Here is a 26989-nt window from a genome sequence, read left to right as displayed (position 1 = left end):
CCCCCAAATGTGACTTAAGGTTAAGACACAGAAGGCGGGAGCGCCACAGAAAAGAGAGCGTGTTTTAGCTCAGGCGGCGTCTGAACAGCGGTCGCTGATCATGGACGTCATTCTGGTACGGGTTGGTGAAGGTTGAGAAGGCGGCGATAGCGTCTTCAACGATCTGGTCTTCACGCAGTGCGTACGTATCGAAGCCGCAACGCTTCATGAAAAATACCTGATCAATCAGTACGTCACCGACGGCACGCAGCTCACCGGTATATTTGTATTTTTCACGCAGCAATCTGGCCGCAGAATAACCACGGCCATCGGCAAACTTAGGGAAATCGATGGAGATGCGTGCGAAATTCGCCGCATCTTCACCAAAGAGATCTGCCGTTTGGTCGCTGGAAACGGTCAGTTCAAGTGACTGACCAGCGAAAGAAGCTTTCTCTTCCTGCCACTGTTCGAGTGTTACAGTTGTAAGCTCCGTGTCCTGAACCGGGCCCTGGGTATTAATCAGGTTTGCCATAGACAGCCTCCTTAAATGGGGTGTGGCCAACGCGGCGATAGACTTCGAGGAAAGATTCACCGTCAGTACGCTGGTCTACGTAGAAATCGAGAATTTTGGCAATCACATCAGGCATGGCCTCACGTGCGAACGAAGGTCCAAGAATCTTGCCCAGTGAAGAGCCATCTGCATCGTTGCCGCCAGAGTTGCCACCGAGTGATACCTGGTAGAACTCTTCGCCTTTTTTGTCGACACCCAGAACGCCGATATTGCCAACGTGGTGGTGACCACACGCGTTCATGCAGCCTGAGATATTCAGGTCGATTTCACCCAGATCCCACAGGTAATCAAGATTTTCAAAACGTGCCTGGATAGCTTCTGCAACTGGAATAGACTTGGCGTTTGCAAGCGCACAGAAGTCACCGCCCGGGCAGCAGATCATGTCAGTCAGGAGACCCAGCGTTGGTGTCGCCATGCCTAATGATTTCAGTTTCTGCCACAAGCCGAACAGTTCGGTTTGTTCGACGTCAGCCAGTACCAGGTTCTGGTTGTGGGTAGAGCGGAGTTCGCCGAAGCTGTACTCATCGGCCAGGTCAGCAACCTGATCGAGCTGCTCTGCGGTGATATCACCCGGTGGCGTACCGATCTGCTTCAAGGTCAGAGTAACGACAGCGTAGCCAGCTTTCTTGTGCTGACGCACGTTGCGCTCCATCCAGCGTGAGAAGGCTTTGTTCTCTTCCTTAGCTGCAGTGAGCTCTACCGGGTTGTCACTGAGCGTCTTGTACTCAGGGTCGATGAAGTGCTGCTTAACGCGCTCCAGTTCAGCCTGAGTCAGCTTGCCTTCACCATCTTTGAGACGGTTGAACTCTTCCTCGACCAGCTCGCGCATACGGTCAACGCCAAGGGCCTTAACCAGGATTTTAATGCGAGCTTTGTACTTGTTGTCGCGGCGACCAAACTGGTTGTACACGCGAATAACGGCATCAAGGTAGGCCAGCAGGTCTTCTTCTGGCAGGAAGGCACAGATTTCTTCGCCCAGAATCGGGGTGCGGCCAAGGCCACCACCAACGAGAACACGGTAGCCAATGTCACCCGCATCGTTTTTAACAATGTTGATGCCGATGTCATGCATCGTGATGGCTGCGCGGTCCTGTCCAGGTACTGCGTTTACAGCGATCTTGAACTTACGCGGCAGGAAGGCAAACTCAGGGTGAAAGGTTGACCACTGGCGAATGATCTCGCAGTAAGGGCGTGGATCAACGATTTCTTCAGCGATCACACCGGCGTACTCGTCAGTCGTGGTGTTACGGATACAGTTACCACTGGTCTGAACAGCGTGCATCTGTACTTCAGCGAGGTCCGCGAGAATCTGAGGGCATTGCTCCAGTTCTGGCCAGTTAAACTGGACGTTCTGGCGCGTAGAGATATGCGCATACCCTTTGTCGTAAGTGCGGGCAACATAAGCCAGCTTGCGCACCTGAGCGGAATTAAGTGCGCCATATGGCACAGCCACGCGCAGCATAGGTGCATAGCGTTGCACATAAATGCCGTTTTGAAGTCGCAGCGGCAGAAACTCTTCTTCAGAGATCTTACCGTCCAGATAGCGCTCCATCTGGCCCTTAAACTGGGCGACGCGCTCGTTCAGCAATTGCTGATCGTACTGATCGTATACGTACATAGTGATCCGGTTGCAGTAATTGGAATTATAGGAATAGGGGCGAACTTTAAACTGAAACGGCTTATCTGAAAATCAGAAAATGCGAATATTACTAATCGGTTTTGCCGATTATTCTTGTTGCGCTCAATGGCGGGAAACAGGTCTCGCATCAAGCAGGAGTCTGTCTGGGTAATCGGTGAAAACGGAGGACACACCAGCGCGGTAAAGCTTCTGGGCTAACTCAAGGCTATTAACGGTGAAGCAGGCGAGTGGAGTGCCTGCGCTGACTACTTCCCCGATCATGTCGGTATCAATAAATTCGGCATCGAAATGTAGGCCGGTTGCGCCCACCGATTCCATGCGGTCCTGCCAGTCAGCAGGAATCGCCTCAACGTTCAGAGCGCGGGTGTAATGAGAGAGTAGCGACTGCGCTTCCTTTAAAGCGAAGTAGTTAAAGCTCGAGAGTAGTATCGACTGACCAAAAGGGGTCTTGCGTAAAACCTGCTGCATCGCCCAGACGGTTTCAGCTTCGCGGCCAATAGTGGGTTTTATTTCGAGGTTAAGACTGAGATTGAGTGAGTCCGCCAGAATGAGCAACTCTTCAAGCGTCAGTATCCGTTCGTCGGATGAAAAGGGGGAGAACCAGCTACCGGCATCGAGCGCTTTCAGCTCTGCCAATGTCTTCTGAATCACCAGACCTTTGCCATCGGTGCATCGAACGAGGTTATGGTCGTGGAAAATGATGGCGTGACCGTCAGCACTGATAGTGACATCGACTTCTGCCCAGTCTGCGCCCTGACGAACGGCTTCGATCATGGCCGACGCTGTGTTCTCCGGTGCGCTACCACTTGCTCCACGGTGTGCGATCACCCGCGAAATACCTTTATAGGCTGATGGCGGTGTTCCAGGTAGCTGAACAGGCATAAAGTAAACTCTGAGTCCGTCTTATCCGCATACGCTAATACGTGATCTTTCCCTGAGCAAGACAAATTTAGATCATTAAACCTTGATGTGCACCCAGTGCTTACGGCTCCATATGGTTCCGTAAATGATCGCGAGAGCCATGCGCTGGCAAGCCTGTAAAATCCAGATGCCTGTCAGGCCAAGTCCAAGGTATGGTCCGATCACCCAGGCGAGCGGCAGGAAAACCGCCCACTGCATCACCAGATTGATTTTAAGCACTTGCTTGCTGGCACCTGCACCAAGCAGTGTTTGATTGAATATGATGGATGCGACTTCAAAAGCGATGGCGAAGCCGAGAATACGCAAAGGCCATGTGCCAAGTTCAATGAGTGCGGCATCGTTCGTAAAAATAGTCAGTACCGCGTGTGGGGCTATCCACATCGGCAGGCCGAGAAGGGCCATGATGACGACAGATAATCTCAGGACATCCCAGCCCCAGCGGTGAGCATTTTCCTTTTCTTCTGCTCCAAGAGCATGGCCCACAAGGCTTGCGCCAGCGATGCCGAGGCCTACGGCAGGCATGATCAGTAGCAGGGACAGCTGCGTTAGAATGTGGCCAATCGCCTGCTCCTGGGTGCCGATTAAACCAATGATCCAGAAGAGTACACTCAGGCCGAGAGCGAACAGTGTCTGGCTAACCGAGTTTGGAATTGCCAGGCGCACCAGTTGGCGGATGGTCTTGCGGCTTAAGTGATAAAGCTGGCGGAAGCGGGTGTCCAGCGCAAACGTACGCCAATAGAAGAGTCCTGCGGCAAGTACGAGCGATGCCGCTGACCCTATGCCAGAACCTACGGCGCCGAAACCATTCCAGTAGGTGGTACCAAAAGCTGTCAGTCCGAAGATAAGAAAATAGCTGAATACAATATTACTCAGATGCATGATCAGAGCGATACGAAGGTAGACGCCGCTTTCGCCAATTCCGCTCCAGAACCCACGGAATACAAAGGTCATGCCGACGAAGGTGAGGGCGGCGGTGCGCCATGAAAAGTACTCAGACGCAACCGCAATAACGGCTGCGTCGTCGGTGTACAGCCCTATGTACTGTTCCGCAAAAGCAACAAATAGAATGGTCGATGGAATACCAATCAGAAGCGTCAGAAACAGGCCTGCGAAGAGAGGCTCAGTGGTTCTGTGATGACGTTGAGCGCCGTAGTGCCGGGATACGATGGCTTGCACGGCGGCAGATAGCCCCATCATAACGGATACACAGAGGAAGTTCGCATAACTGCCGATGCCGACGCCCGCCAGAGCAATATCATTGAGCAGGCCGACCATAGCGGCATCAATCAGGTTGGTGATGCTCTGAGAGAGCATGCTGCCAATAATTGGGATACCAATGATGAGGATACGGTTAAGCCGTGTCAGTTCGACGCGGCTTAACCTCGACAGCAGTAGACGGCTGAACTGCATATCAGCTCAGAACTCCTTAGCGGTCGTAAGACAGGTTTGGCGCTAACCAGCGCTCCATCTGCTCCAGATCCATATCCTTGCGGGCAGCGATGTCCGTAACCTGATCTTTGTCGATCTTACCCAGGCCAAAGTACTTCGACTCAGGGTGGGAGAAGTACCAGCCACTGACGGACGCTGCTGGTGTCATGGCAAAGTTTTCAGTCAGAGACACACCGGTATTCGCTTCTCCGTCCAACAGGCGGAACAGGGTCGCTTTCTCGGTATGGTCCGGACAAGCCGGGTAGCCTGGTGCCGGGCGGATACCCTGATACTTTTCTTTGATGAGCGCTTCGTTGTCGAGAGCCTCGTCAGGCGCGTAGCCCCAGAGATCCTTGCGGACGATTTCGTGCATACGCTCAGCAAAGGCCTCGGCCAGGCGGTCGGCCAGGGCTTTCATCATGATGCTGTTGTAATCGTCATGGTTCGCATCGTAATCGTTGGCCAGTTTTTCAGCCTCGATGCCTGCAGTAACAATAAAGCCGCCCATGTAGTCATCGGTTGTGCCTTCGGGAGCAACGAAGTCGGCAAGTGAGTAGTTTGGCTGTGCCGTTGGCTTGTCGGTTTGCTGGCGAAGTTGATGCAGTACAGCGAGTTCCGCCGAGCGATCTTCGTTGAAGACGACGATGTCATCGTTACCGCGCTTGTTGGCTGGCCAGAGACCGACAACGCCACGGGCATTGAACAGCTTCTCATCGACGATGCGTTTCAGCATTGCCTGAGCGTCTTTGAACAGGTTAGTTGCGGCTTCGCCAACCACTTCGTCTTCGAGAATGCGCGGGAATTTGCCGGCCAGCTCCCAGGACATAAAGAACGGCGTCCAGTCGATGTAATCAACCAGCTCGGCGAGATCGAAGTTTTCGTACACACTCAGGCCAAGCTTGTTTGGCTTCGGCACCTGATAGCTCGCCCAGTCTGCAGTGAATGCGTTCTCGCAGGCTTTTTCGTACGGCAGTAGCGCTTTGGCCTTGCGGTTAGCGTTACGCTCACGCACGGCGATGTACTCTTCGCGGCGCTCAGCGATAAAGGCCTTCTTGGCTTCAGGCGAAACGAGCTTTTGTGCGACACCTACCGCGCGGGATGCGTCGGGCACGTAGACCGCAATGTCGTTCTGGAACTGAGGTTCGATCTTAACGGCCGTGTGCGCCTTAGACGTTGTCGCACCACCAATCATCAGTGGGATCTGGTAGTCGAGACGTTGCATTTCACGTGCAACGTGGACCATTTCGTCCAGTGACGGAGTGATCAGACCAGAGAGGCCGATGATGTCGCAGTTTTCTTCTTTGGCGACTTTCAGAATCTTGTCGGCAGGGACCATCACGCCAAGGTCAACGACCTCAAAGTTATTACACTGCAGGACCACGCCCACGATGTTCTTACCGATATCGTGTACGTCACCCTTAACAGTGGCCATCAGGATCTTGCCCTGAGACTCAGACTTACCGTCTTTCTCTGCTTCGATGTACGGCAGCAGGTAGGCAACCGCCTGTTTCATTACGCGGGCGCTTTTTACGACCTGAGGCAGGAACATTTTACCTGAGCCAAACAGATCGCCGACCACATTCATGCCGTCCATCAGAGGACCTTCGATCACTTCAATCGGGCGATCGAACATCTGACGGGCTTCTTCGGTATCTTCTTCGACGAACGAGTTGATGCCTTTTACTAGGGCATGGGTCAGGCGCTCAGCCACTGGCAGTGAACGCCACTCTTCGGTTTCTTTCTCCTGAGCAGAACCATCGCCGCGGTACTTTTCAGCAATTTCGAGAAGGCGGTCAGTACCGTCTTCGCGCTTATTAAGAATGACGTCTTCGACGCGGTCCTTAAGTTCTGCCGGTAAGTCGTCGTACACCGCCAGCTGACCAGCGTTGACGATACCCATGCTCAGACCGTTCTTGATGGCGTAGTACAGGAATACCGAGTGGATGGCTTCACGTACCGGCTCATTCCCACGGAACGAGAAGGAAACGTTACTCACGCCGCCAGAGATTTTGGCGTGTGGCAGGTTTTCGGTGATGTACTTACAGCTGTTAATAAAGTCCACAGCGTAATTGTTGTGCTCTTCGATGCCGGTGGCCACAGCGAAAATGTTCGGGTCGAAGATAATATCTTCTGGCGCGAAGCCCACTTTGTCGACGAGAACGCGGTAAGAACGCTCACAGATTTCGTTTTTGCGCTGTTCGGTGTCGGCCTGGCCTGTTTCATCGAACGCCATGACAACAACGGCGGCGCCATATCGCTTGCAGCGTTTGGCTTTCTCGATGAATTCCTCTTCACCTTCTTTAAGCGAGATGGAGTTCACGACAGCTTTACCCTGAATGCACTTCAGGCCAGCTTCGATGATTTCCCACTTCGATGAGTCGACCATGACTGGAACACGGGCAATGTCCGGCTCAGAGGCAATCAGATTCAGATAACGAACCATGGCCGCTTCAGAATCGAGCATGCCTTCGTCCATGTTGATATCGATGATCTGAGCACCGTTTTCAACCTGAAGGCGGGCAATTTCCAGCGCTTCGTCGTAATTTTCTTCTTTGATCAGGCGCTTGAACTTCGCAGAACCTGTGACGTTGGCGCGCTCGCCGACGTTAACAAACAGGCTGGTTTCATCAAAGTTAAACGGCTCGAGGCCAGACAGACGGCAGGCTGGTTTGATCTCGGGGATCGTGCGCGGCTTATGCTTCTTCACGGCTTCAGCAATGGCTTTGATGTGCGCCGGTGAAGTACCACAGCAACCACCGATGATATTCAGGAAGCCGCTGGCTGCGAATTCTTCAACGATGACCGCCATTTCTTCCGGCGACTGATCATATTCACCGAATTCGTTGGGCAGACCCGCGTTCGGGTGTGCGGATACGTAGCAGTTCGATTTATTGGACAGCTCTTCGACGTGCGGGCGCAGCTCTTCTGCACCCAGAGCACAGTTCAGACCGATGGTCAGTGGCTTGGCGTGCGCCAGCGAGTTGTAGAAGGCTTCTGCCGTCTGGCCCGACAGGGTACGGCCGGAGGCGTCGGTAATGGTGCCTGAAATCATGATTGGCAGCTCTTCGCCGCGCTGCTCGAAGACTTCCTGTACCGCAAACACGGCCGCTTTTGCGTTCAGCGTGTCAAATACGGTTTCGATCAGGATGATGTCGGCGCCGCCGTCCATCAGACCTTCGGTGGCCTCGATGTATTCTTCGACGAGCTGGTCGAAGGTGATGGCGCGATAACCCGGATCGTTTACGTCAGGCGAGATAGAGCAGGTCTTGCTGGTTGGGCCCAGAACACCGGCAACATAACGCGGAATGCCTGTTTCGGCCTCCACTTCGTCAGCGACCTGACGAGCGACTGCCGCTGCTGCGCGGTTGAGCTCGGGTACCAGGTCTTCCATGTCGTAGTCGGCCTGAGAAACGCGGGTGGAGTTGAAACTGTTTGTTTCAACAATATCTGCACCGGCTTCGTAGTATTGGCGGTGAATACCGGCAATGATCTCAGGCTGGGTGATAACCAACAGGTCGTTGTTGCCTTTGACGTCCTGGCTGATATCGGCAAACCGCTCACCGCGGTAATCTGCTTCCTCCAGCTGATGGCTCTGAATAAGAGTACCCATGCCGCCATCAAGTATATGAATGCGCTCCTGCATGTTCTTCTTTAGGGTGGCAATCCGTTCTTGGCGCTGTTGAATCAGGATGTCGTTGTTTGAACTCATAACACTATTGGTTAACTGGCGAAAAATGGCGGCAAATATTACCAGAGTGGACGTGGCCTGTCCTGTTTCGGGTGCAAAAGACGTTCTGCTGGCAAAACCCGAGTGTTTTGCTTGGGTATTTCGTATGAGGCCCCATATACGTTACAATGCGCGCAAGTTTACGAGGGAGTCATATGACTACATACGTTGAGATTACGCCGGACGCAGAAGAGTATCTGGCTGGCCTTCTGGAGAAACAGACGGTCGAAGGCATGTCGGTCCGCATTTTTATTACGCAGCCTGGTACACGCTACGCAGAAACCTGCCTGGCATACTGCCGCCCGGATGAGGTTAATCCGAACGATGAGCTGCAGCAGATGGATAAGCTCAACGTGTATGTCGAAGCAATGAGTATTCCTTATCTCGAAGAGTCAAAAATCGACTTTGCTAAAGACCGCATGGGTGGTCAGCTTACGATCAAGGCACCGAATGCCAAAATGCCGAAGGTCACTGAAGACAGCCCGGTAGAAGAGAGAATCAACTACATCCTCTACACCGAGATCAATCCTGGGCTCGCCTCGCATGGTGGCGAAGTGAGTCTGGTGGAGCTGACTGAGGAAGGTGTGGCCATCCTGAAGTTTGGCGGTGGTTGTCAGGGGTGCAGTGCCGTAGATATGACGCTGAAAGATGGGGTAGAGGCGACGCTTGTAGCTAAGGTGCCTGAGATCCAGAGTGTTCGTGACGTGACCGACCACACGCAGACTGAAAACGCCTATTTCAAGTAATACCTGTTTCAAGTAATACCTGTTTCAAGTAATACCTGTTTCAAGTAATACCTGTCAGGTGCCCAGGCCGGGGCACCTGAACCCTACCTGCACGATTGCATAGTCTTCAAAATACCATTCACGCCAGTGTCGCGAGGTAACAGAAACCGGTGTTTCTGTGTGGTTCTGGTTACCTCGGGTAGCACCTACTGGAGTGATTCGAAGGTAGCCCCGGCCCGGAATACCTGCGGTGCGACCTCCTCAACGCGGCAAACACGTATTCTTGCCTGCAGGGGTGTAACGGGACCGCTTCCCGGCGCGAGCACAAAATCGGCCACGTCGCCGTCCTGCAGTTCGGTATGGCTTTCCAGCTGAATCCCATGACTACTGAGGTCAATGCACGTAACCTGCCGCGTTTCTCCGTCGTCAGTGATTAATTGAGCCGGTGCGTCGATCTGCATTCTCATGTGTCGACGTTTTTCTTCGTAGGTGCGAGACAGTGTTTGCATGCGTTCCCCTTCGGTAGGCTGCGGTACGTTTCAAGGCCACTTTTACATCAATAGCAGATATCTAGCAGAGTTCATGCCATTGCCCGCTAAGCCCGCGGCGCTTCTGACAATTGCTTCATAATCGTTGCACTGCTTATGAGTTAGAGGTACCGTTCGCCAGATATTCGACGCTGGGGAGAGGCTGATGGCCGCGACCGTGCTGGTCATTGATGATGATTCCACTGTTCGGGACAGTGTGGTTGCTTACCTTGATGATTGCGACTACGACATGCAGTCTACTGGCAGTGGCCAGGAGGCCCTGGACCTGATAGATGTTTCCGTTCCTGATGCCGTTATCTGCGACCTGAAAATGCCGGGCATGCATGGTATTCAGCTTCTTGAAAAGCTACGCGAAAACCACCCGGATCTGCCCGTGATCGTTGTTTCTGGTGCCGGGGTAATGGATGATGTTGTGCGTGCGTTGCGCCTCGGAGCTGCGGATTTTCTGGTGAAGCCAATCCTGGATCTGGAGGTATTGGTTCATTCATTGCGCAAAGCCCTGAGTCACCAGACTTTGCAGCGCGAAAACAAAGCTTATCGGGAGCACCTTGAAGCAACGAATCGAGAACTGAAGCTCGGTCTGGATGAGCTTCGTGCTGATCAGCAGGCTGGACGCCATGCCCAGTTGCGTATGCTCCCCGAACCATTGAATATGGGTGATGTTTCCTGTGAGCACAAACTTCAGCCATCTCTCATGCTCAGTGGCGATTTTCTGGATTTTATGGAAGTTGACGACGACCGCCTGGCGTTTTACATCGCAGACGTGTCAGGGCATGGAGCGTCATCGGCGTTTGTCACTGTTCTTCTTAAGAACCTTACCTACCGATTGAAAAGAAACTTTCAGCGGGGCTCGAGTGACGACATTCTGAAACCAGATCTGGTTCTTGGTCGTATTAATAATGAGCTGCTGGCGTCTGAACTCGATAAACACCTGACGATGTTTTACGGAGTGCTGACGCTGTCGACGGGTGTTCTCTCGTATTCTGTGGGAGGACACTTTCCTATGCCTGTCCTGATCAGTAAAGGCGAGGCACGGTTCTTTGAAGGGCGCGGGATGCCGGTTGGGTTATTCAAGGAAGCGGAGTACAAGTCGATTGATGTCGAGTTGGCAGATGACTTTCGTCTTATGATGTTTTCAGATGGAATACTGGAAATAATTGATGAAGCGTCCTTGAATGATAAGGAGAGTAAGTTGCTGGCGATGGCCAGAGAGTCGGAAGGTAAGCTGGACACCTTCTGGTCAATAGCAGGCGTTGCCGGGCACGAAGAAGTGCCGGATGATATAGCCGTAGCCACAGTGTGTAGAGGTGTTTTATGACTTCAGGTGTGGTTGAAGTCGCCTTCGAAGAGGGCGTTCATGTAATTCGCCTCAGCGGCGATGTCAGGTTGAACCTGTGCTCAACCCTTGAGCGATACGTCGATGAATTTCTGGCACAGGGACATTTTCACAACGTGATGATTGACCTTTCTGCCGCTGAAGGCATCGACAGCACGACGCTGGGTCAGCTTGCTAAAATATCCATTCTTTGCCGCGATCGTTTCGATATAACTCCCACCATAAGCAGCCCTAATACTGGTATTACCCGAATCCTTCTCAGTATGGGGTTTGATCAGGTATTTCATATCGTTGATAGCGAAATTGAAGACGACGGGGGTTTTGAGCGCTGGGCTGCGGATGCGGTGGATGAAGAGTGCGCTCGCGAGCAAGTGATCGAGGCGCATAAAGTACTGATGAGCCTTAATCATAAAAACGAAGAAACCTTTCGCGAATTAGTGGACACGCTAGAAGCGGGTCGCTGAGTTAATCTGATAGAACCATGTACACACCAGGGGGATGTTGTGTCTATTAAGCGTGCTGCCGTCATTGGAGGGGGTAGTTTTGGAACTGTTATTGCGAATATCCTCGCAGACAATGGCGTCGAAATTTTACAGTGGATGCGCAACGAGTCGGTTGCTGAGTCTATCAACCACGAACACGTAAACCCCGATTACCTTCCCGATACCAAGTTAAATCCTTCATTGAAAGCAACGACGGACCTGCAGGAAGCTGTTAGGGGGGCTGAGGTCATCTTCGTGTCTGTGCCGAGCAAGTTCGTGCGCCAGGTCGTCGGGTCTTTTGTTGATGACCTGGAACCTGCTCAAGCTTTGGTCAGTACGACGAAAGGTATCGAGCCGGACCGTTTCCTATTGATGAGTCAGGTTCTTCAGGAGCTTTGCCCGAACAACCCGGTAGCGGTTATCAGTGGCCCTAATCTGGCTAAAGAGATTGCCAAGCGTGAGCTTGCCGCAACAGTTATTGCTAGTACAAACAGTGACTTACGTAGGAATCTTCAGGAATCTTTGAGCTGTAGTTACTTCCGTGTTTATGCTTCTGATGACTTGTATGGCGTCGAACTTGGCGGGGCGCTGAAGAATATTTACGCCATCGTATCGGGCTTTATTGCTGCACTGGGGATGGGTGAGAATACCAAGTCCATGATTATCACCCGCTCGCTGGCTGAGATGAGCCGTTTTGCCGAAGCGATGGGAGCGAACCCTCTGACCTTCCTGGGCCTTGCTGGCGTTGGCGATCTTGTTGTTACCTGTATGTCGCCCTTGAGTCGCAACTATCGGGTTGGTTACGCCATTGGCTCAGGTCAGTCGCTTGAAGAGTCGGTGGATGAGTTGGGAGAAGTTGCCGAAGGTGTGAATACCCTGCGCTATGTCAGGGAAAAAGCCCTCGAACTTGATATATATATGCCTTTGGTAATGGGTGCGTATGAGATTCTGTTTAATCATGCCGACCCAAAGGATGTGGCAAAAGGGCTTATGACAGGCGCGTTTGCGTCGGATGTGGAATTCGCATTGCCCAGCCATAAAATTTAAGGCGACCCCTGCGGTTGCCTGCAACCACAGGGGGTGTATGTATGCCCAGGCTCTTCATCTTTCGACATGGCACGGCAGTTCCGGGCATGGATCTCGATTCGGATCGACCTCTTACGCCTCTGGGCGAAGGCGAGGCCAGGAGCGCAGGGCAGTGGCTGGCGCCTCTGATCTCTGCTGATACCCGCCTGGTTGTCAGCCCTTACCTTCGGGCGCAGCAAACAGCGCTGGCCCTCAACACCCCCTGTGAAACAGAAGTCTGGCCAGGGCTGACACCGTCGGGGGATCCTTCGGCAGTCTCGGAATTCCTCATTGAGGAGACCCGTGATGTGATCGTCGTGTCTCACCTCCCGCTGGTCGGTCGTCTCGCTTCGCTACTCGTTGATGGTCGTGCGCTCGATCAGCCTTGGTCGCCGGCAGAAGGATGGGTTCTCGGTGGAGATGTTTTTGCACCCGGCTGCATGACGGTTGAGCAGATCTGGTATCCCGCGCTGGAAAATCGCTACGGTGAGGCATCAAATCACTGAATAAAGGACCTTTTCCACCTTGAGGTCAGTTATTTAGCAGGGTAGTGTCTGGCGTTTGTTTATATCTACAGCGACAGGCTATGACTCAAGCGTTACATATTGCCCACGCCAACGGCTTCACGGGTGGAACCTACAACGTTCTCGCCGATCGGTTGTCTGAACATTACCGCGTCGACGCGATTGACCAGATAGCACATAACCCGAAGTATCCAGTCACGGATAACTGGAATCACCTGGTTCAGGAGCTGATTCATCATTTCGAAACTCAGTTTAATCAGCCGGTGATTGCAGTTGGCCATTCGTTAGGCGGTGTGCTGAGTTTGTTGGTTGCTTTGCGACGGCCTGATCTCGTCAAAGCACTCATCATTCTTGACTCTCCTGTTATGCCTGCCTGGCAGGCGCACGGCATGCGCTTTCTCAAGTTGACCCGCCTGAATGAGAGGTTGTTTCCTATCCGCAGAATCGAAGAGCGTAAAACGGAATGGACAGATTTCGATGACGCGCGGGAATATTTCAGCGGTAAGTCTCTGATGAAAAATTTTGATCCGCGCTGCCTCGAGGATTATATTCGTAGCGGTACCCGGGTAGAGGATGGGGTTCTTAAGCTGACTTATGATCCGCAACTGGAAGCCAATATCTGGCGCACCATTCCTCACAACATCCACTCACGGGTTAAGGGCAAACTGAAGGTGCCTGCTGCGGTGATCGGCGGCAGAAGCAGTGAATACTTCAAGCCTTTAAATGGCGCATATATGAAGGCGATTGGCATGAAGCTTCGTTGGATTGAGGGGACTCATATGTTTCCGTTGGAGAACCCTGAACCGACGGCTGATCTTATTCATCACACAATCAGAGAGTTACTGGGTGGCCGTTGAGTTAAAAGAAAAGCTGCTGGCTGGTCTTCGCTGGGGGCAGGGAGACAGCAAAGTTCTTTGTCTTCATGGATGGCTGGATAATGCCGCAAGCTTTGCTGTTTTAGCGGACAGGCTAGCAAATCTGCTGGGTGATTCCGTTGTGGCGGTTGATTTACCCGGGCATGGTAAGTCTCCGTGGCATGCTGCTGGTCAGGGATACCCCGTTTGGGGCTACACGTATGAGCTTAAGGCGGTTGCCGATTCGATGGCGTCACCGGTTGATCTGGTTGCTCATTCTTTGGGGGGCTCTCTGGCTCTGTGCCTTGCCGCTGCATTTCCCGAACTTGTCCGTTCCATCGTTCTTCTTGATTCCCCGGGCCCTATGGTCACGCCCGAGGATCAAATCGCATCGCAACTGAGAGACGGTATTCTCTCTCGCGATAAGCTGCGTCTGTCGCGCCAGTTTGATTCTCTCGAGGAGGCTGTCACAGCAAGAAGGAAAGCAACTCCCGAACTCAGTGATAGTGCGCTGGCGCTACTGGTTGAGCGTAATCTGGCAAAATGTGAATCCCATTATGAGTGGCGAACGGACCCGCAGCTGAAGCTGACTTCTGACCTGCGTTTGAGTGAAGCTCAGGTTGAGCATCTCATGCGTGCGGTGAAATGTCCTGTATTGAGTGTTCGTGCTGAAAATGGGCTGCTACCCGGCAGTTTCTTTGAACATCGCATGGGATACCTGCAGAATGTCGATTCTATACAGTTGCCTGGTCATCACCACTTTCATCTGGAGGAGGAGGCTGCCCCGGCAATTGCCGATGCGGTAAACACTTTCTGGAAAGGACTCTGATGCGCTCCACCCCTGCCATACAACAGTCATTGTGGTTTGTCGTTCTTGTGAGCGCCTTACTGGCGTCTCTTGCGACCAGCTGGATGCTTCATAAGCCCGTCGATTATGGTTATGGGTTCTGGTACGACCAGATGGATATTAGAGGGCATATCGACCACTACGGGCCGAAGAATCGCTACATTCGTGGATTTGACGACCTCGACCGGGTGCAGCACCTCCACTTGTTTAGCGGCATCGTAGATGCTGTTCACGCCCAGGGTGATGGGCTTGCTGAACTTGAATTTACCGACGATCGAGGCCGCACTAAGCCGCTGCTGCGCGAGCCAGAAATCGTACATCTTCAGGATGTTGCCAACTTGATTGATGTTCTGTCAGTTGCGGGCGCTGTGAGTCTTCTGATTGCCGCTATCGGCACCTTTATGCTGGTTCGGCGTCGTGTCGTGATCCAGTGGAAACAACAAGGCCTTTTGCTTGGCGGGCTGCTCGCTGCCGTTGGTCTTGTACTTCTGATTGCTGGCCCGACCGCCGTGTTCTACCAGCTGCACATCTGGATTTTTCCGGATGACCACCAATGGTTCTTTTACTATCAGGAGTCACTGATGAGCACCATGATGAAGGCGCCGGACCTGTTTGGCGGGATTGGGGCGACGATAGGTGGTCTGGGGATTGTTATCTTCGGCCTGTATCTGCTTCTTGTCAGCCGCCTAGTCAGGTAGAAGTTGTGGCAATCCGTCACCTGACTCCGTGTGAGCTTTTGCTCCTGCCTGCGGGCATCAATGTCCTTATTCTTGGATTGTGCGTCGCTTGTTCGGGGATATTTCCTCAGGCAGCAGGTGGATTCATTTTCTTTACGTTGCTTTCTAGCCCTGTGCTTGTTTTGCCTTCTGCCTTACTAGGAGTCGCGTGCTATTTCAGATGGATAGATGTGCGGCGGTATCGTCGCTGGCGACAGTGGCTTAAACCTTGGGGACTTGCGCTGTTGCTGTCGATTATTTGCTGCCATTTGGTTTTTTATTTGGTAGCGAGCGATGATTATCCAGACGATATGGCAGCTGTAGCCGTCTATTATGTGGGAGTGGCTCAGATATTGCTGAGTCCCGTTTGGATTACTCTTGGCGCAATCTGGTATTCGTGGGTGTCATCCCGCATGGTAGACACTGACGAGTCTGAACTTAAAACCCCGGCTCAAGCTTAAACTCCATCCGCTCACCTGTTGTCGGGTGATCAAAATCCAGTTCCTTGGCATGCAGACACAGCCGAGGCTCAGTTTTTGCGGCTTCTCCTGCGTAGAGTGTATCGCCAACAATCGGGTGCCCGATCTGCTGCATATGCAGGCGTAACTGGTGTGAGCGCCCGGGTGCCGGTAAAACCGTCCTGGGTCTGGAAGTGTTCCGGAAATTGCGTCGCCCGACACTGGTGCTTTCGCCCACCCGTATTATCAGGGATCAGTGGATACGTCGCCTCACGGATTTTGGGGTGGAAGGTGAACCGTTCGATCTTCACTGGATAAGTACTGATCTATCCCGGCCTGCTCTGTTGACGTCTGCGACTTATCAGGCAGTGCATGTAAAAGCCGTGAGGCAGGGTGCACAGGTTCCACCTGATGATGAGCCTGAACCGCCTGAGACTGACGATCAGTCATCTATCCCTGATGCTAAGGCGCTACCCCTGATGCTAAGGCGCTACCCCTGATGCTAAGGCGCTACTGGCTGTGATTGCTCAAGGCGGCATAGAGGTTGTCGTTTTGGACGAGGCACACCATCTTACAGCCGAGTGGTGGAAAGCTTTGAAAGCTGTTGTTACCTCGGTTCCTGAAATCGTTCTCGTGTCGCTTACAGCGACAACTGGTCAAGTTGAATCGGTTTGGCTTGCTTTTGGACGACCGGGTGTAATTCGGCAATACCCTTTAAGACTTTTTTCACATGAGGGGCTTTGGTGGGATCAGGGAAGCCCTGATCAAGATGCCAAGCTGCCAAACCGGCTAGTCGTTGACGCAGTGTATTCACGGACAATGTATTGGCATAATCCACCAGATACCTCGCCACACTGTCGGCCGTTGCAGGAAGAAAGCCACCCCAATGACTTTCAAAATGTTCAATCGCCGCACGGTAACTTAACCGAGTGTTATCGCTCGGATGTAGTGATCTACATCTGTCATGCCTATTTCCTTGTACCGCTTGGCGAGCGCTCGTTCCTTGTACCGCTTGGCGAGCGCTCGTTCCTTGTACCGCTTGGCGAGCGCTCGGGTTTTGGTAGTAACTCTCCCAATATCCCGCACTGGTCGACCGATCTCGCGTTGCCGCATTTAAGCCGTAGCTGCTTGAGGTTGCCATGAAGCTTTTGTAAGTCCTCGATACGAGACTCTACAGCGAGCTGGTGCGTATCAATCATCTCATTTACCGCCTCGCACGGCGTCTCCGGCGAGTTTTGTAACGATACCAGGTGTTTAATTTCGCTTAAGGTCAGGTCCAGCGCACGGCAGTTTTTGATGAAAGACAGTTTTTCTAATACCACACTGTTATACAAACGAAAGTTTCCTTCGGTACGCTCAGGCGCCGAAATTAAGCCTTCTTTCTCGTAGTAGCGAATTGTCTGGATCGAGCATCCACTGCGTTTTGCCAGCTCACCAATTTTCATCTTTCTTCAACCCGCCTCTTGACTCTATAGTTACTACAGAGTTTACAGTTTCTATTACTGTATAAACAAGAGCCAGCTATGACTGAAGACTCGAAGACTTGTGGTTGCAATGCCAGTCAAGACACGTCATTGCAACCTGAATCGCAAGCAGAAAGTGATGCTCAGGCTGAAATGAGCCACCTGAGCGTATTTGACGTTCCTAAGATGGATTGCCCATCCGAAGAGAACTTGATTCGTACGGCTTTTGCTAGCTTTGAAGCAACCGTCGTCTTCGAATTCGACTTGCCCGGACGCAAGGTGCATATATATCACCCTAATATGGCGGATAAAGTGGAAAAAGCCATGAAGTCTGTTGGCCTCGGGGCAAGCTTGGTCTCATTCGAGTCAGTAGATCACAATGCGGTTCAGGCTGCCTTGGAAGTCACAACAATCAATGAAACGCGGGAGGCTCAGGCATTAAAGTGGCTGCTGGCCATTAATGCCTTCATGTTTGTACTTGAGCTCGGCGTGGGCATTGTGGCGCAATCGACAGGGCTTATCGCCGACTCACTGGATATGTTCGCCGATGCGGCGGTCTACGGCGTGTCGCTATATGCAGTGGGCAAGGCGGCCAAGTTTAAACTCAAAGCGGCTCACTTTTCGGGTTGGCTGCAGATTGCACTTGCTCTGGGTGTTCTATCGGAGGTTGCCAGACGCTTTTTATATGGAAGTGAACCGGTCTCGGTGCTCATGATGAGCTTTGGCGCCGTGGCCTTGATAGCAAATATTACCTGTCTCTTGTTGATCTTCAAATCGCGAAACCAAGGCTCCCATATGAAAGCGAGCTGGATATTTTCTGCCAATGACGTGTTGGCCAATGCGGGCGTGATAACAGCGGGAGTTCTAGTGGCGGTGACAGGGTCTCAAATGCCAGATTTGGTCATCGGCCTATTAATAGCAGGCCTGGTTATGTGGGGGGCGGTTCGCATCTTGCGACTGAATTAAACGCGATATGGTCAATACAATCCGACAACTACTCACCAATAAGCCATTGATGCTATTGCTCATCAGTGGCGTGCTCTGCGCTTGCGTTAGCAACAATCGGCCAAACAATATTACTTCTATTGGTATCGAGGACTTAACTCAAAAAAAGGCAGTGAATGCCATTATTTTTGACAATTTAAGCCCCGTAGTACAGGAAAAAACAAACAATTTCGATCAAGCGGCCAAAGATATAACCAATGCTTTAAAGGAACAAGCCAAGGCCAATAAAATACGCCTAAATAACACAGCCACATATACTGGGGATTGGCTCGATGTTGCCGATCTGCATTTCAATGACGCAGACTATAACTGGACCCTAAGGTTTTGGGACTCAAACCTACCTAAGTTAGGATTTCAAAACTTTTCAACAGACATAGATTCCTCCATCGAGGTGCATTTCCGCTATTGCAAGGAACGAACGATACAATTTGCGAATATTTCGGAATTTCAATTATCGAAAGATCGCGAATATTGGCTAAAACATTTTTACCCTGCAGCGATACACAGCCTGTATTTATTGATGAAAGGCAATATAGAACTAGCACCCATTCAAGTAAAAGCTTATGGCGGCAGGTTGGTTGGCGGCACAAAATTTGGTTAGAGTGAACACTTCATCTTTGTGTTAAATCGCGAGACAGAAATATTTATTGTTCCCAAGTTAAATGTGAATTCTTGACATCCTATTGTGTATTTTTTAATCGAAATCTAGTGGCAGTCCTGATGGTAAAACCCACCCTAATATATTTGATGCTCGTATTGACGGTTTTTCAGTCAAGTATCGCTATGGGGGATGTAGACCAGATAACACAGTCAGGCTCTGATAATTTTTCAATTAATAATATTCTAATTGGGCTCGGCGAGATTGATCCGCCTGAAACAAATATTGATCCGCTTGAAGAGGAGCACGATTGCAGTCACTGCAGCCTTTGCCATGGACATGGTTGTCCCGTGATTTTAGTTAAAACGTTGAGTTTTACGTTTCAAAAAGCACGAACAAATGTCCCTGATTATCGTAAACGCATCTCCTCTGAAGTGCCTAGTCCTCTCTTACGCCCTCCTATCTTACGATCTTAATTAAACAAACTATTCACTCCGCTAACGCGGAATAGATTGACTTAATCAGGATCATTTTATGCGAATTAACCCACTTAATCGGTGTCGGGCGATTTGCCTGTCAGCTATAGTTTTGGTCGCCGGTATATCCGCGTCTCCTAGCTATGCAAGTACTGACCCCGCTCTTACATTAAAAGACGCCATTGCCCAGACGCTAGAACGGAACCCGCAGCTATATCAGTACACCCTCGCTACTGAAATATTTGAAGCTCGAAAGCAAACCCACTCTTTGCGTCCAGCAATAGAACTCGAACTCGAAGTAGAAAACTTTGCGGGATCCGGCGATACCCAAGGGTTTGACGGTGCAGAAACCACACTACAACTCTCATCGGTTATTGAACTAGGGAGCAAGCGCAAGGCGCGTATGTCCCTAGTAGATGCTCGAATCAATAAAAATCATTGGGAACAGCAAGCGGCCACATTGGATGTCTTGGGTCAACTGACCCAAGTATTTATCGAAGGCTTGTCAACGCAGGCAAATATCGACCTTGCTAACAACTCATTGAATCTGTCGCGATCACTGTTCAAGGCCGTACAAACACGAGCCAGGCAAGGCGCGACACCTGAAGCCGAGGTTATGCGTGCGCAGGCTGCCGTCATTCGGGCGGAGCTTCAATTAGCGGCGTTGACCTCAAAGCTTCAACGACAAAAAATACTGCTGGCACGTTTTTGGGGCGAGACATCTCCCGAATTTAGTCACCTAAATGGAAATTTATTCGAATCTGGTAAGAGCGAGAGTTTCGATCAGCTTTATGCGCGCATTAAAACATCGCCTTCTCTTCAGGTATTTGCGAGTGATGCACGAATAAAAGATGCGGAAGTCACGTTAGCTCGCGCAAGTGGTCGCAGCGATATTACCTGGCGTGCAGGTGTTAGGCGCTTTGAAGATACCGGTGATTCTGCGTTAACCGCTGGCCTGTCAATGCCGCTGTTTGCATCCAAGCGAAACCGAGGTGAAGTTAAAGCCGCACTCGCTGAACGCAACGCCACTGAGTATGCCAAGCAAGACTCCCTCCTGCGTTTGCATGCAAAACTCTTCGAAGCTTGGTCTCTACGAAACCAAAACATGGACGCTGTGATGAAGATGGAAGACACGGCCATCCCCGCTCTGGAAAAGGCATTTCAATTAACCAAAAAAGCGTATGAAAACGGACGATATCGATATCAAGATCTCGTCGCAGCACAGGAAGAGTTACTCGCGACAAAACAAGCCCTTATTGATGCCGCCACGAATGTGCAGATAAGCCAGGTACTGATCGAACAGTTAACCGGTGCATCGATCTCTGAATAAACCGTTTTGAACAATTTAAATGACCCATCAATACATGGATCAAACAGGACTAACAATGAATAAATACTTACTCACACTATTTCTATTGCTTGGCGTTTTAGCGCCGATTCAAAGCACCTTGGCGGATGACGACGATGATGAATATGAAGAAATCAGTCGAATTAACGACGAGTTATCTACCAAGGTAGGCATTGTTACCGCAAAAGCAACTGCCGGGACAATCAGTCAAACCGTTACCGTCTATGGGAACGTGACACAAGCGCCTGAGAACAGTCACGAAATTTATGCGCGTTTCCCCGGCATTATCAAATCAGTCAATGTTGTAATCGGTGATACCGTTAAAAAAGGGGATCGCATCGCGACCATTGAGTCAAATGAAAGCTTAAAAAGCTATCCAATACACGCTCCGGCATCCGGGGTTATTGTGCAACGCCACGCGAACCCAGGTGAACCGACACAACAACGGCGGTTATTGACGATTACCAACTTGGATACGGTGTGGATAGAGTTCCGTATTTACCCGGAAAAGCAGGCAAAAGTGAGCGCGGGACAGCCTGTTTCTATCACCATCAACGATAAGACTATTCGTTCCGATGTAGCCCACCTAATACCGGCTGAAGATAAACCATACGTACTTGCGCGCGTCAAGCTTGATAACGATGAATTAAGGCTTTCTCCAGGTCTGCTTGCCAAAGGGAAAATACATACCAATGAATTTGACGTTTCTTTGGTGGTGACGAAAGACGCCGTACAAGAATTGGGGGAACGATTAGGCGTGTTTGTTAAAGAAGGTGAAGCTTATGAGTTTGCGCCTTTGGTACTAGGGAAATCCGACGACAATTTCATTGAGGTTGTTTCAGGACTGGAACATGGGGCCGAATATGTTTCAGAAAATAGCTACTTAATCAAAGCGGATATTTTGAAATCCGAAGCTGAAGACGACGACTAGGGGTGCATTATGATTGAATCAATTTTGCGCCTCGCGATAGAGAGGCGTTTTCTATTTTTAAGTTTTATTTTGGTGATTGTTGGTATTGGCGTGTGGAGTTATCAAAAACTTCCCATCGATGCAGTACCGGATATCACCAATGTACAGGTACAAATTAATACCTCGGCACCAGGCTATTCGCCTCTGGAGGCGGAACAACGGATCACCTATCCCGTTGAGACGGCTCTTGCCGGCTTGCCCAAGCTTTCGCACACGCGTTCTTTATCTCGCTATGGCTTATCTCAAGTCACGGTGGTATTTGAAGAAGGCACCGATATCTATTTCGCCAGAAACCTGATTAATGCGCGCCTTGGTGCGATTAAAAGTGTGTTACCTGCAGGGCTAGAGCCAGAGATGGGCCCCATATCAACGGGCCTTGGTGAGATATTTATGTATACGGTTCAAGCAGATCCGTCTGCGCGCATGAGTAATGGCGAGCCGTATACAGCCACTGCGTTACGAGAGATTCAGGACTGGATTATTAAACCTCAGCTCGCCCAAGTAAAAGGCGTCATCGAAGTTAACAGTATTGGCGGATACAACAAGCAATACCATGTGCTACCAAACCCGGAAAAACTGTTATACCACCAGGTCAGTCTCGAAGATGTTGCTGATGCCCTACGGTCAAATAACGATAACCGAGGTGCCGGCTACATCGAAGCCAATGGTCAGCAACTATTGGTTCGTTCTCAAGGTCAATTAGCCACGATTGAAGAGATTCGTCAGGTCATCATCAAACAAAATGATGGTGTGCCTGTGAAAATAGATGATGTCGCAGAAGTTGCGATAGGCAAGGAACTCCGTACCGGTGCCGCAACGCGAAATGGTGTGGAGACAGTGCTGGGAACCGCCATGATGTTGATAGGCGAGAACTCTCGTACTGTTGCTCGAGATGTCGCGCTTAAACTGGCGGATATACAAGCCTCGCTGCCAGAAGGCGTTATTGCGGAAGCGGTATACGATCGCACAAGCCTGGTTGATAAGGCCGTTAAGACAGTAAGCAAAAATTTATTAGAAGGCGCGCTACTCGTTATTGTTGTGTTATTTGTATTGCTGGGGAATATACGTGCTGCACTTATCACCGCTGCAGTCATTCCTTTGGCGATGCTGATGACGATAACCGGCATGGTAAAAACGGGCGTGTCAGCCAATTTAATGAGCTTGGGAGCGCTCGATTTTGGTTTGATTGTCGATGGCGCTGTAATTATCGTTGAAAATTGTATTCGACGCTTGGCTGAAGCACAGCATCAGAGTGGACGGCAAGATCTTCGTGAACGATTGAATACGGTATTTGAAGCTACATCCGAAGTGATACGCCCAAGCCTGTTCGGTGTCGCCATCATTACCATCGTCTACATCCCGATATTTAGCTTGACTGGCGTTGAAGGAAAAATGTTCCACCCGATGGCTGCGACCGTCGTGATGGCGCTAATTTCTGCCATGATATTGTCGTTAACGCTGGTTCCTGCAGCCGTCGCGGTGATTATGAATGGAAAAATTAGTGAAAAAGAAAGCGTCGTCATCAGCGCAGCCAAATCTGTTTATCGTCCGTTACTGCTTGCCACACTCAAGTTTCGCTGGGTAGTCGTCTCAGGTGCTGCTCTACTTGTGGCGTTCAGCATTTGGCTGGCGACCACTCTAGGTTCAGAATTTGTGCCGCAATTAAACGAAGGTGACATTGCTCTTCAAGCGCTACGCATACCCGGTACAGGCTTGGAACAATCTGTCGAAATGCAGGAGGTTCTGGAACAGCGCATTAAAGCGTTTCCGGAGGTCGATAAAGTCTTTGCTCGAATAGGCACACCAGAAGTGGCCACTGATCCCATGCCGCCAAGTATTGCTGATATGTTTGTGATTCTAAAACCCAGGAATGAATGGGCAGAACCATCAAAAACAAAGAATGAATTACTTGAAGAAATTGAAGAAGCGCTGTGGCAACTACCCGGTAATAATTATGAATTTACCCAACCCATACAAATGCGTTTTAACGAACTCATTTCGGGTGTGCGAGCAGATCTAGGAATAAAGATTTTTGGTGATGACCTGGACCAACTGACCCTTACCGCAAAAGACATCCTACAGGTTGTAAGCAAGATTGAAGGCGCGGCCGATGTCCGAATGGAGCAAGTTGAGGGGTTACCATCGTTATCAGTAAGTCCTAAACGAGAAACGCTCGGTCGCTATGGTTTGAATGTGATTCAACTACAGGATTGGATTGCTGCAGCAATAGGTGGCGAATCAGCGGGTGTTTTATACGAAGGAGATCGTCGCTTCGAGCTGATCGTGCGCCTTCCCGAGTTGCTCAGACGGGATATCGAAGGACTGAAATCCTTACCTGTTCCTCTTCCCAGCGGCGACTATGTCCCTCTGGAAGAAGTGGCTTCTCTCACTATTGCGCCTTCTCCGGCACAAATTAGTCGAGAAAATGGGAAACGACGTGTTGTGGTAACAGCAAACGTGCGCGGGCGAGACCTGGGAAGTTTTGTTAGTGAGGTAAAAAAGGAAATTCACGAACAAGCCGATATCCCTCCAGGCTACTGGTTAGATTACGGCGGCACCTTTGAACAGTTGGAATCGGCCAGTCAGCGACTATCCCTTGTGGTGCCACTCACTTTGATGGTGATTTTGGGTTTACTGGTCATGGCTTTTGCATCACTCAAAGACGCATTGATTATTTTCAGTGGTGTGCCCCTCGCGCTCACTGGTGGCGTGTTATCACTGTATTTACGTGATATGCCGTTATCGATCTCTGCTGGCATTGGGTTCATTGCCTTATCAGGCGTAGCCGTTTTGAATGGTCTGGTGATGCTCGCTTTCATACGTCAACTTTGGCATGAGACGGGAGAATTGACCCAGTCCATCGTAGACGGAGCCATGATCCGACTACGGCCAGTCTTAATGACGGCACTTGTCGCAAGTTTGGGGTTTGTGCCGATGGCACTGAATACCGGTACCGGTGCAGAGGTTCAACGACCACTCGCGACAGTTGTGATTGGAGGGATTATCTCTTCAACTATCTTAACCTTGCTCGTACTTCCGGTGCTGTATCAGTGGGTCCACCGCCGAGATAACAAAGTTAGCAAATAATTGTCATACCCCGGCGAAAGCCGGGGTAGCTAACTCCGGCTGAGTCGTCGTGGCGATTAGCTGATGTACTAAATTATTTATAATAACAGAGGCCTGAAATTGCCGTCAGCAACTTCAAAGCAAGGGAAATATAATGAAAATACTTTTGAAAAAAATACCAACTTTATGGATTCAATTTCTGCTTTTTACCATTGTGATGCTGTCAGTATATCCGGTAACTGCTGATGACGAGGTTGCGCTTGGCCGCGTACAGGCACCGGTGACTATCATCGAGTACGGCTCGTTAACATGCGACTACTGCATCTATTTTCACAGAGAAGTACTGCCGCACATACAATCACGATATATCGATACTGGCCAAGTGCGTTTTATCTATCGTAATTTTCCAACCAGCAATGCGGCAATACGCGGCGCGGTGGCTGCGCGCTGTGCTGGTGACCTATACTATAAGATGCTAGATGTGTTGTTCGCGCGAGTAGGAGCTTGGGCCGAGGCGGATGATGTTGACAGAGCGCTGATTCAGCAGGCTGCCGCCCTCAACATAGATGAGGAAGACTTTTATGTCTGCATCAATGATCCGAGTCAAGACCAAGCTATAATAGCCGTGCAACTGCAAGCCAAAACAGAATTTGATATAATCGGTACGCCCACGTTTGTTGTTAATGGCAAGGTCGTACGGGGCAAAAAGACTGTTGAGCAAATAGACGCTTTGATCAACAAAGCACTCTAGACTCTCGCCGGTCGGCCACCAATAAATCCGAATAGGGGGCAAAGTTATTCGCGCTTTTTAATACGAACATTTTGGAGGATGAAATGACTTTCGGGTATTGCCGGCAGGCGATCTATTCTCCAGGACAGCGTTGGTTTTGATAATGATCACCGCCGCCTTGTGGAATCAGTGTATTGATCGCCGTTGCGTTTTTGTGATGCTCGTCAATACTTGCTTTATTCGCCATGCTTGGTGCCATGCTCATCATGTTTATCCATGTGAGCATCCCGCAAAATATCGATGCCACCATAGAGTGCAATGCATGCAACAGCGATCCCTACCAGCAAGTCCGGCAAATTTGAACCTGTCCAGATAACAATGATGCCCGCAAGTATCACGCCGCCATTTGCGACAAAATCATTCATGCTGAAAGTGGTCGCTGCGCGCAAATTTACATCTTTACTTTGCAATTTCTTCAACAGGTAGAGTGACAGAAGATTCACCACCGCTGCGATGACAGCCATCGTCATCATCATTGCGCCCGCAGGTTCCGATCCCTCAAAATAGCGACGAATCGCATCTAGCACCACGCCGCCGGCGAAGATTAATAGCATAATCCCGGAAAAACGTGCCGCGCCGCGCTTCCACGTGCGAGAACGAGATAAGGCAAGCAGACTTAATCCATACACAATAGCGTCGGATGAGTTATCAAGGCCGTTGGCGATAAGCGCGTTGGAGTCACCGACAAAACCCGTCGCCAAGAACCCCACCGCGATAGCCACGTTTAGCCAGAGCACAATCCAAAGCGTGCGACGCTTGTCAGCCGAATCGAGATCAAAATTGGCTTCACTCATAGGCAATATCTCCATGACCAGCACTCGCCCATAATTCAGCGCTGTCTATTTCATTGGAGTCAAAAAAGCGCATTTCAGCGGAGGGGAATAATGGGTCGAAAAGCTTCGTTCCCCATTCCTGCCAGTTCTTGTTACCCACGATAGCAATTCGGCCAAACTTATCCTGGTGTTTCGCATCGAACTTTAAATCGCGCCAAAGGCCGCTTAAGTCCCAGCCGGAGAAGTTGGACGCGAGCTCGATGAGCATGGGAACTGAAGCTGATTCCTTGGCCGCTATGCGCTCGAAGATCGGCACGAAGCGATCATAATCTGAACCTCCGGGCGTACCTCTGGCTTTAATTCGGACCAGTTCATTTTCTTCTGCTATATCAAGCATAACGTTTCCCTCTAGGCATTTTTAAGTGGCTGTTAGAGCAAGTATTCTGTAGATGTGACTACTCTCGTGACTATGGATTCATTATTGTGCAAGTGGGAGCACCACCAAACCAATCGCCAGCCAAGCATAAGCAATGATCGTAAACACCAGCAATATCCAGTCCCCAATACTTCTATCTGCTGACATCGACCCTTCTTTTTTCGAATACCACCAATATATAAATACGCCCTGTTCTGGTCAACAAAACCGGACACATTAATTTGCTAATTTCTCGTAATCTACC

Annotated in this window: 26 protein-coding genes; 15 read left to right on the top strand and 11 right to left on the bottom strand. The window is 50.6% G+C overall.

Annotated elements, in window-relative coordinates:
• Window positions 1–64: 64 nt before the first annotated feature.
• The 5 genes from AC5E51_RS13800 to metH form a co-directional block, all read right to left on the bottom strand.
• Window positions 65–511 carry a DUF934 domain-containing protein gene (locus AC5E51_RS13800; protein WP_068443537.1) on the bottom strand — a complete coding sequence of 149 codons (447 nt, stop codon included), beginning with the start codon at window positions 509–511 and terminating at the stop codon, window positions 65–67.
• Window positions 495–2168: a nitrite/sulfite reductase gene (locus tag AC5E51_RS13795; protein WP_068443540.1), complete on the bottom strand. Its 1674-nt coding sequence runs from the start codon at window positions 2166–2168 to the stop codon at window positions 495–497. The genes AC5E51_RS13800 and AC5E51_RS13795 overlap by 17 nt, the downstream gene beginning before the upstream one ends.
• Window positions 2169–2291: 123 nt before the next feature.
• Window positions 2292–3071, bottom strand: coding sequence for a glycerophosphodiester phosphodiesterase family protein (locus tag AC5E51_RS13790; RefSeq protein ID WP_076517798.1), 780 nt, complete (start codon window positions 3069–3071; stop codon window positions 2292–2294).
• A 75-nt stretch (window positions 3072–3146) separates the two neighbouring features.
• The gene (locus AC5E51_RS13785) at window positions 3147–4520 is read right to left on the bottom strand and encodes an MATE family efflux transporter (protein ID WP_488046524.1); all 1374 of its coding nucleotides are present in this window, start codon (window positions 4518–4520) and stop codon (window positions 3147–3149) included.
• Between the two features lie 16 nt (window positions 4521–4536).
• Window positions 4537–8247, bottom strand: a complete 3711-nt coding sequence (gene metH / locus AC5E51_RS13780) for a methionine synthase (RefSeq protein WP_491778707.1) — start codon at window positions 8245–8247, stop codon at window positions 4537–4539.
• A gap of 173 nt (window positions 8248–8420) precedes the next feature.
• Between metH and nfuA the strand changes: the two genes are divergently transcribed.
• Complete coding sequence (gene nfuA / locus AC5E51_RS13775) at window positions 8421–9011, top strand: Fe-S biogenesis protein NfuA (protein WP_068439136.1); 591 nt, start codon at window positions 8421–8423, stop codon at window positions 9009–9011.
• Window positions 9012–9196: 185 nt separating this feature from the next.
• Here the strand turns inward: nfuA and AC5E51_RS13770 are convergent, their stop codons facing one another.
• Window positions 9197–9499, bottom strand: a complete 303-nt coding sequence (locus AC5E51_RS13770) for a PilZ domain-containing protein (protein ID WP_068439134.1) — start codon at window positions 9497–9499, stop codon at window positions 9197–9199.
• 184 nt (window positions 9500–9683) lie between these two features.
• Between AC5E51_RS13770 and AC5E51_RS13765 the strand changes: the two genes are divergently transcribed.
• From AC5E51_RS13765 to AC5E51_RS13735, 7 genes are all read left to right on the top strand, one after another.
• Window positions 9684–10856 (top strand): fused response regulator/phosphatase, encoded by a 1173-nt coding sequence (locus AC5E51_RS13765; RefSeq protein ID WP_301387266.1) that lies wholly within the window; start codon window positions 9684–9686, stop codon window positions 10854–10856.
• A complete protein-coding gene (locus AC5E51_RS13760) occupies window positions 10853–11338 on the top strand; it encodes an STAS domain-containing protein (RefSeq protein ID WP_068438859.1) in 486 nt (161 codons plus the stop codon). The genes AC5E51_RS13765 and AC5E51_RS13760 overlap by 4 nt, the downstream gene beginning before the upstream one ends.
• Window positions 11339–11377: 39 nt before the next feature.
• Window positions 11378–12403: an NAD(P)H-dependent glycerol-3-phosphate dehydrogenase gene (locus AC5E51_RS13755; protein ID WP_068438855.1), complete on the top strand. Its 1026-nt coding sequence runs from the start codon at window positions 11378–11380 to the stop codon at window positions 12401–12403.
• A 41-nt stretch (window positions 12404–12444) separates the two neighbouring features.
• Window positions 12445–12927 carry a phosphohistidine phosphatase SixA gene (gene sixA / locus AC5E51_RS13750; RefSeq protein WP_491222459.1) on the top strand — a complete coding sequence of 161 codons (483 nt, stop codon included), beginning with the start codon at window positions 12445–12447 and terminating at the stop codon, window positions 12925–12927.
• A gap of 80 nt (window positions 12928–13007) precedes the next feature.
• Entirely contained in the window at window positions 13008–13802 is a 795-nt protein-coding gene (locus tag AC5E51_RS13745) for an alpha/beta fold hydrolase (protein WP_491222458.1), read from the top strand.
• Entirely contained in the window at window positions 13792–14628 is an 837-nt protein-coding gene (locus AC5E51_RS13740) for an alpha/beta fold hydrolase (RefSeq protein WP_488046519.1), read from the top strand. The genes AC5E51_RS13745 and AC5E51_RS13740 overlap by 11 nt, the downstream gene beginning before the upstream one ends.
• The gene (locus AC5E51_RS13735; RefSeq protein WP_488046518.1) at window positions 14628–15344 is read left to right on the top strand and encodes a lipoprotein intramolecular transacylase Lit; all 717 of its coding nucleotides are present in this window, start codon (window positions 14628–14630) and stop codon (window positions 15342–15344) included. The genes AC5E51_RS13740 and AC5E51_RS13735 overlap by 1 nt, the downstream gene beginning before the upstream one ends.
• Window positions 15345–15800: 456 nt before the next feature.
• Here the strand turns inward: AC5E51_RS13735 and AC5E51_RS13730 are convergent, their stop codons facing one another.
• Window positions 15801–15956, bottom strand: coding sequence for an RluA family pseudouridine synthase (locus AC5E51_RS13730; RefSeq protein WP_348655036.1), 156 nt, complete (start codon window positions 15954–15956; stop codon window positions 15801–15803).
• Between the two features lie 58 nt (window positions 15957–16014).
• Between AC5E51_RS13730 and AC5E51_RS13725 the strand changes: the two genes are divergently transcribed.
• On the top strand, window positions 16015–16320 hold the full coding sequence (locus tag AC5E51_RS13725) for a hypothetical protein (protein WP_491778706.1): 306 nt from the start codon (window positions 16015–16017) through the stop codon (window positions 16318–16320).
• A gap of 140 nt (window positions 16321–16460) precedes the next feature.
• Here the strand turns inward: AC5E51_RS13725 and AC5E51_RS13720 are convergent, their stop codons facing one another.
• Both AC5E51_RS13720 and cadR read right to left on the bottom strand, forming a co-directional pair.
• Complete coding sequence (locus AC5E51_RS13720; protein ID WP_297532673.1) at window positions 16461–16658, bottom strand: hypothetical protein; 198 nt, start codon at window positions 16656–16658, stop codon at window positions 16461–16463.
• A 130-nt stretch (window positions 16659–16788) separates the two neighbouring features.
• Complete coding sequence (cadR, locus tag AC5E51_RS13715; protein WP_491778705.1) at window positions 16789–17265, bottom strand: Cd(II)/Pb(II)-responsive transcriptional regulator; 477 nt, start codon at window positions 17263–17265, stop codon at window positions 16789–16791.
• A 78-nt stretch (window positions 17266–17343) separates the two neighbouring features.
• Between cadR and AC5E51_RS13710 the strand changes: the two genes are divergently transcribed.
• The 6 genes from AC5E51_RS13710 to AC5E51_RS13685 all read left to right on the top strand — a co-directional run bounded on the left by AC5E51_RS13710 (window position 17344) and on the right by AC5E51_RS13685 (window position 25497).
• The gene (locus tag AC5E51_RS13710; protein ID WP_018275126.1) at window positions 17344–18249 is read left to right on the top strand and encodes a cation efflux transmembrane domain-containing protein; all 906 of its coding nucleotides are present in this window, start codon (window positions 17344–17346) and stop codon (window positions 18247–18249) included.
• A gap of 7 nt (window positions 18250–18256) precedes the next feature.
• Window positions 18257–18889: a hypothetical protein gene (locus AC5E51_RS13705; RefSeq protein WP_491778704.1), complete on the top strand. Its 633-nt coding sequence runs from the start codon at window positions 18257–18259 to the stop codon at window positions 18887–18889.
• Window positions 18890–19420: 531 nt separating this feature from the next.
• Entirely contained in the window at window positions 19421–20692 is a 1272-nt protein-coding gene (locus AC5E51_RS13700) for a TolC family protein (RefSeq protein WP_068436103.1), read from the top strand.
• Between the two features lie 55 nt (window positions 20693–20747).
• Window positions 20748–21641, top strand: a complete 894-nt coding sequence (locus AC5E51_RS13695) for an efflux RND transporter periplasmic adaptor subunit (RefSeq protein ID WP_068436100.1) — start codon at window positions 20748–20750, stop codon at window positions 21639–21641.
• Window positions 21642–21650: 9 nt separating this feature from the next.
• The gene (locus AC5E51_RS13690) at window positions 21651–24767 is read left to right on the top strand and encodes an efflux RND transporter permease subunit (protein ID WP_068436098.1); all 3117 of its coding nucleotides are present in this window, start codon (window positions 21651–21653) and stop codon (window positions 24765–24767) included.
• 133 nt (window positions 24768–24900) lie between these two features.
• Window positions 24901–25497, top strand: coding sequence for a DsbA family protein (locus AC5E51_RS13685; RefSeq protein WP_491778703.1), 597 nt, complete (start codon window positions 24901–24903; stop codon window positions 25495–25497).
• Window positions 25498–25712: 215 nt separating this feature from the next.
• Here AC5E51_RS13685 and AC5E51_RS13680 read toward each other — a convergent pair whose 3' ends face one another.
• Together AC5E51_RS13680 and AC5E51_RS13675 are read right to left on the bottom strand one after the other, a co-directional pair.
• Window positions 25713–26330 carry a cation diffusion facilitator family transporter gene (locus AC5E51_RS13680; RefSeq protein WP_301378794.1) on the bottom strand — a complete coding sequence of 206 codons (618 nt, stop codon included), beginning with the start codon at window positions 26328–26330 and terminating at the stop codon, window positions 25713–25715.
• Window positions 26323–26706: a SpoIIAA family protein gene (locus AC5E51_RS13675; protein ID WP_068436090.1), complete on the bottom strand. Its 384-nt coding sequence runs from the start codon at window positions 26704–26706 to the stop codon at window positions 26323–26325. The genes AC5E51_RS13680 and AC5E51_RS13675 overlap by 8 nt, the downstream gene beginning before the upstream one ends.
• Between the last annotated feature and the right edge of the window lie 283 nt (window positions 26707–26989).

The sequence above is a fragment of the Thalassolituus sp. genome (assembly GCF_984348125.1).
The sequence above is the reverse complement of the archived record's forward strand: the minus strand, read 5'-3'. Positions and strand labels throughout refer to the sequence as shown.

What these genes read in the sequence shown, in the direction of transcription:
- AC5E51_RS13800 (WP_068443537.1), bottom strand. Translation starts at nt 511, where the DNA reads ATGGCAAACCTGATTAATACCCAGGGCCCGGTTCAGGACACGGAGCTT.
- AC5E51_RS13795 (WP_068443540.1), bottom strand. Translation starts at nt 2,168, where the DNA reads ATGTACGTATACGATCAGTACGATCAGCAATTGCTGAACGAGCGCGTC.
- AC5E51_RS13790 (WP_076517798.1), bottom strand. Translation starts at nt 3,071, where the DNA reads ATGCCTGTTCAGCTACCTGGAACACCGCCATCAGCCTATAAAGGTATT.
- AC5E51_RS13785 (WP_488046524.1), bottom strand. Translation starts at nt 4,520, where the DNA reads ATGCAGTTCAGCCGTCTACTGCTGTCGAGGTTAAGCCGCGTCGAACTG.
- metH (WP_491778707.1), bottom strand. Translation starts at nt 8,247, where the DNA reads ATGAGTTCAAACAACGACATCCTGATTCAACAGCGCCAAGAACGGATT.
- nfuA (WP_068439136.1), top strand. Translation starts at nt 8,421, where the DNA reads ATGACTACATACGTTGAGATTACGCCGGACGCAGAAGAGTATCTGGCT.
- AC5E51_RS13770 (WP_068439134.1), bottom strand. Translation starts at nt 9,499, where the DNA reads ATGCAAACACTGTCTCGCACCTACGAAGAAAAACGTCGACACATGAGA.
- AC5E51_RS13765 (WP_301387266.1), top strand. Translation starts at nt 9,684, where the DNA reads ATGGCCGCGACCGTGCTGGTCATTGATGATGATTCCACTGTTCGGGAC.
- AC5E51_RS13760 (WP_068438859.1), top strand. Translation starts at nt 10,853, where the DNA reads ATGACTTCAGGTGTGGTTGAAGTCGCCTTCGAAGAGGGCGTTCATGTA.
- sixA (WP_491222459.1), top strand. Translation starts at nt 12,445, where the DNA reads ATGCCCAGGCTCTTCATCTTTCGACATGGCACGGCAGTTCCGGGCATG.
- AC5E51_RS13745 (WP_491222458.1), top strand. Translation starts at nt 13,008, where the DNA reads ATGACTCAAGCGTTACATATTGCCCACGCCAACGGCTTCACGGGTGGA.
- AC5E51_RS13735 (WP_488046518.1), top strand. Translation starts at nt 14,628, where the DNA reads ATGCGCTCCACCCCTGCCATACAACAGTCATTGTGGTTTGTCGTTCTT.
- AC5E51_RS13730 (WP_348655036.1), bottom strand. Translation starts at nt 15,956, where the DNA reads ATGCAGCAGATCGGGCACCCGATTGTTGGCGATACACTCTACGCAGGA.
- cadR (WP_491778705.1), bottom strand. Translation starts at nt 17,265, where the DNA reads ATGAAAATTGGTGAGCTGGCAAAACGCAGTGGATGCTCGATCCAGACA.
- AC5E51_RS13710 (WP_018275126.1), top strand. Translation starts at nt 17,344, where the DNA reads ATGACTGAAGACTCGAAGACTTGTGGTTGCAATGCCAGTCAAGACACG.
- AC5E51_RS13705 (WP_491778704.1), top strand. Translation starts at nt 18,257, where the DNA reads ATGGTCAATACAATCCGACAACTACTCACCAATAAGCCATTGATGCTA.
- AC5E51_RS13700 (WP_068436103.1), top strand. Translation starts at nt 19,421, where the DNA reads ATGCGAATTAACCCACTTAATCGGTGTCGGGCGATTTGCCTGTCAGCT.
- AC5E51_RS13695 (WP_068436100.1), top strand. Translation starts at nt 20,748, where the DNA reads ATGAATAAATACTTACTCACACTATTTCTATTGCTTGGCGTTTTAGCG.
- AC5E51_RS13690 (WP_068436098.1), top strand. Translation starts at nt 21,651, where the DNA reads ATGATTGAATCAATTTTGCGCCTCGCGATAGAGAGGCGTTTTCTATTT.
- AC5E51_RS13685 (WP_491778703.1), top strand. Translation starts at nt 24,901, where the DNA reads ATGAAAATACTTTTGAAAAAAATACCAACTTTATGGATTCAATTTCTG.
- AC5E51_RS13680 (WP_301378794.1), bottom strand. Translation starts at nt 26,330, where the DNA reads ATGAGTGAAGCCAATTTTGATCTCGATTCGGCTGACAAGCGTCGCACG.
- AC5E51_RS13675 (WP_068436090.1), bottom strand. Translation starts at nt 26,706, where the DNA reads ATGCTTGATATAGCAGAAGAAAATGAACTGGTCCGAATTAAAGCCAGA.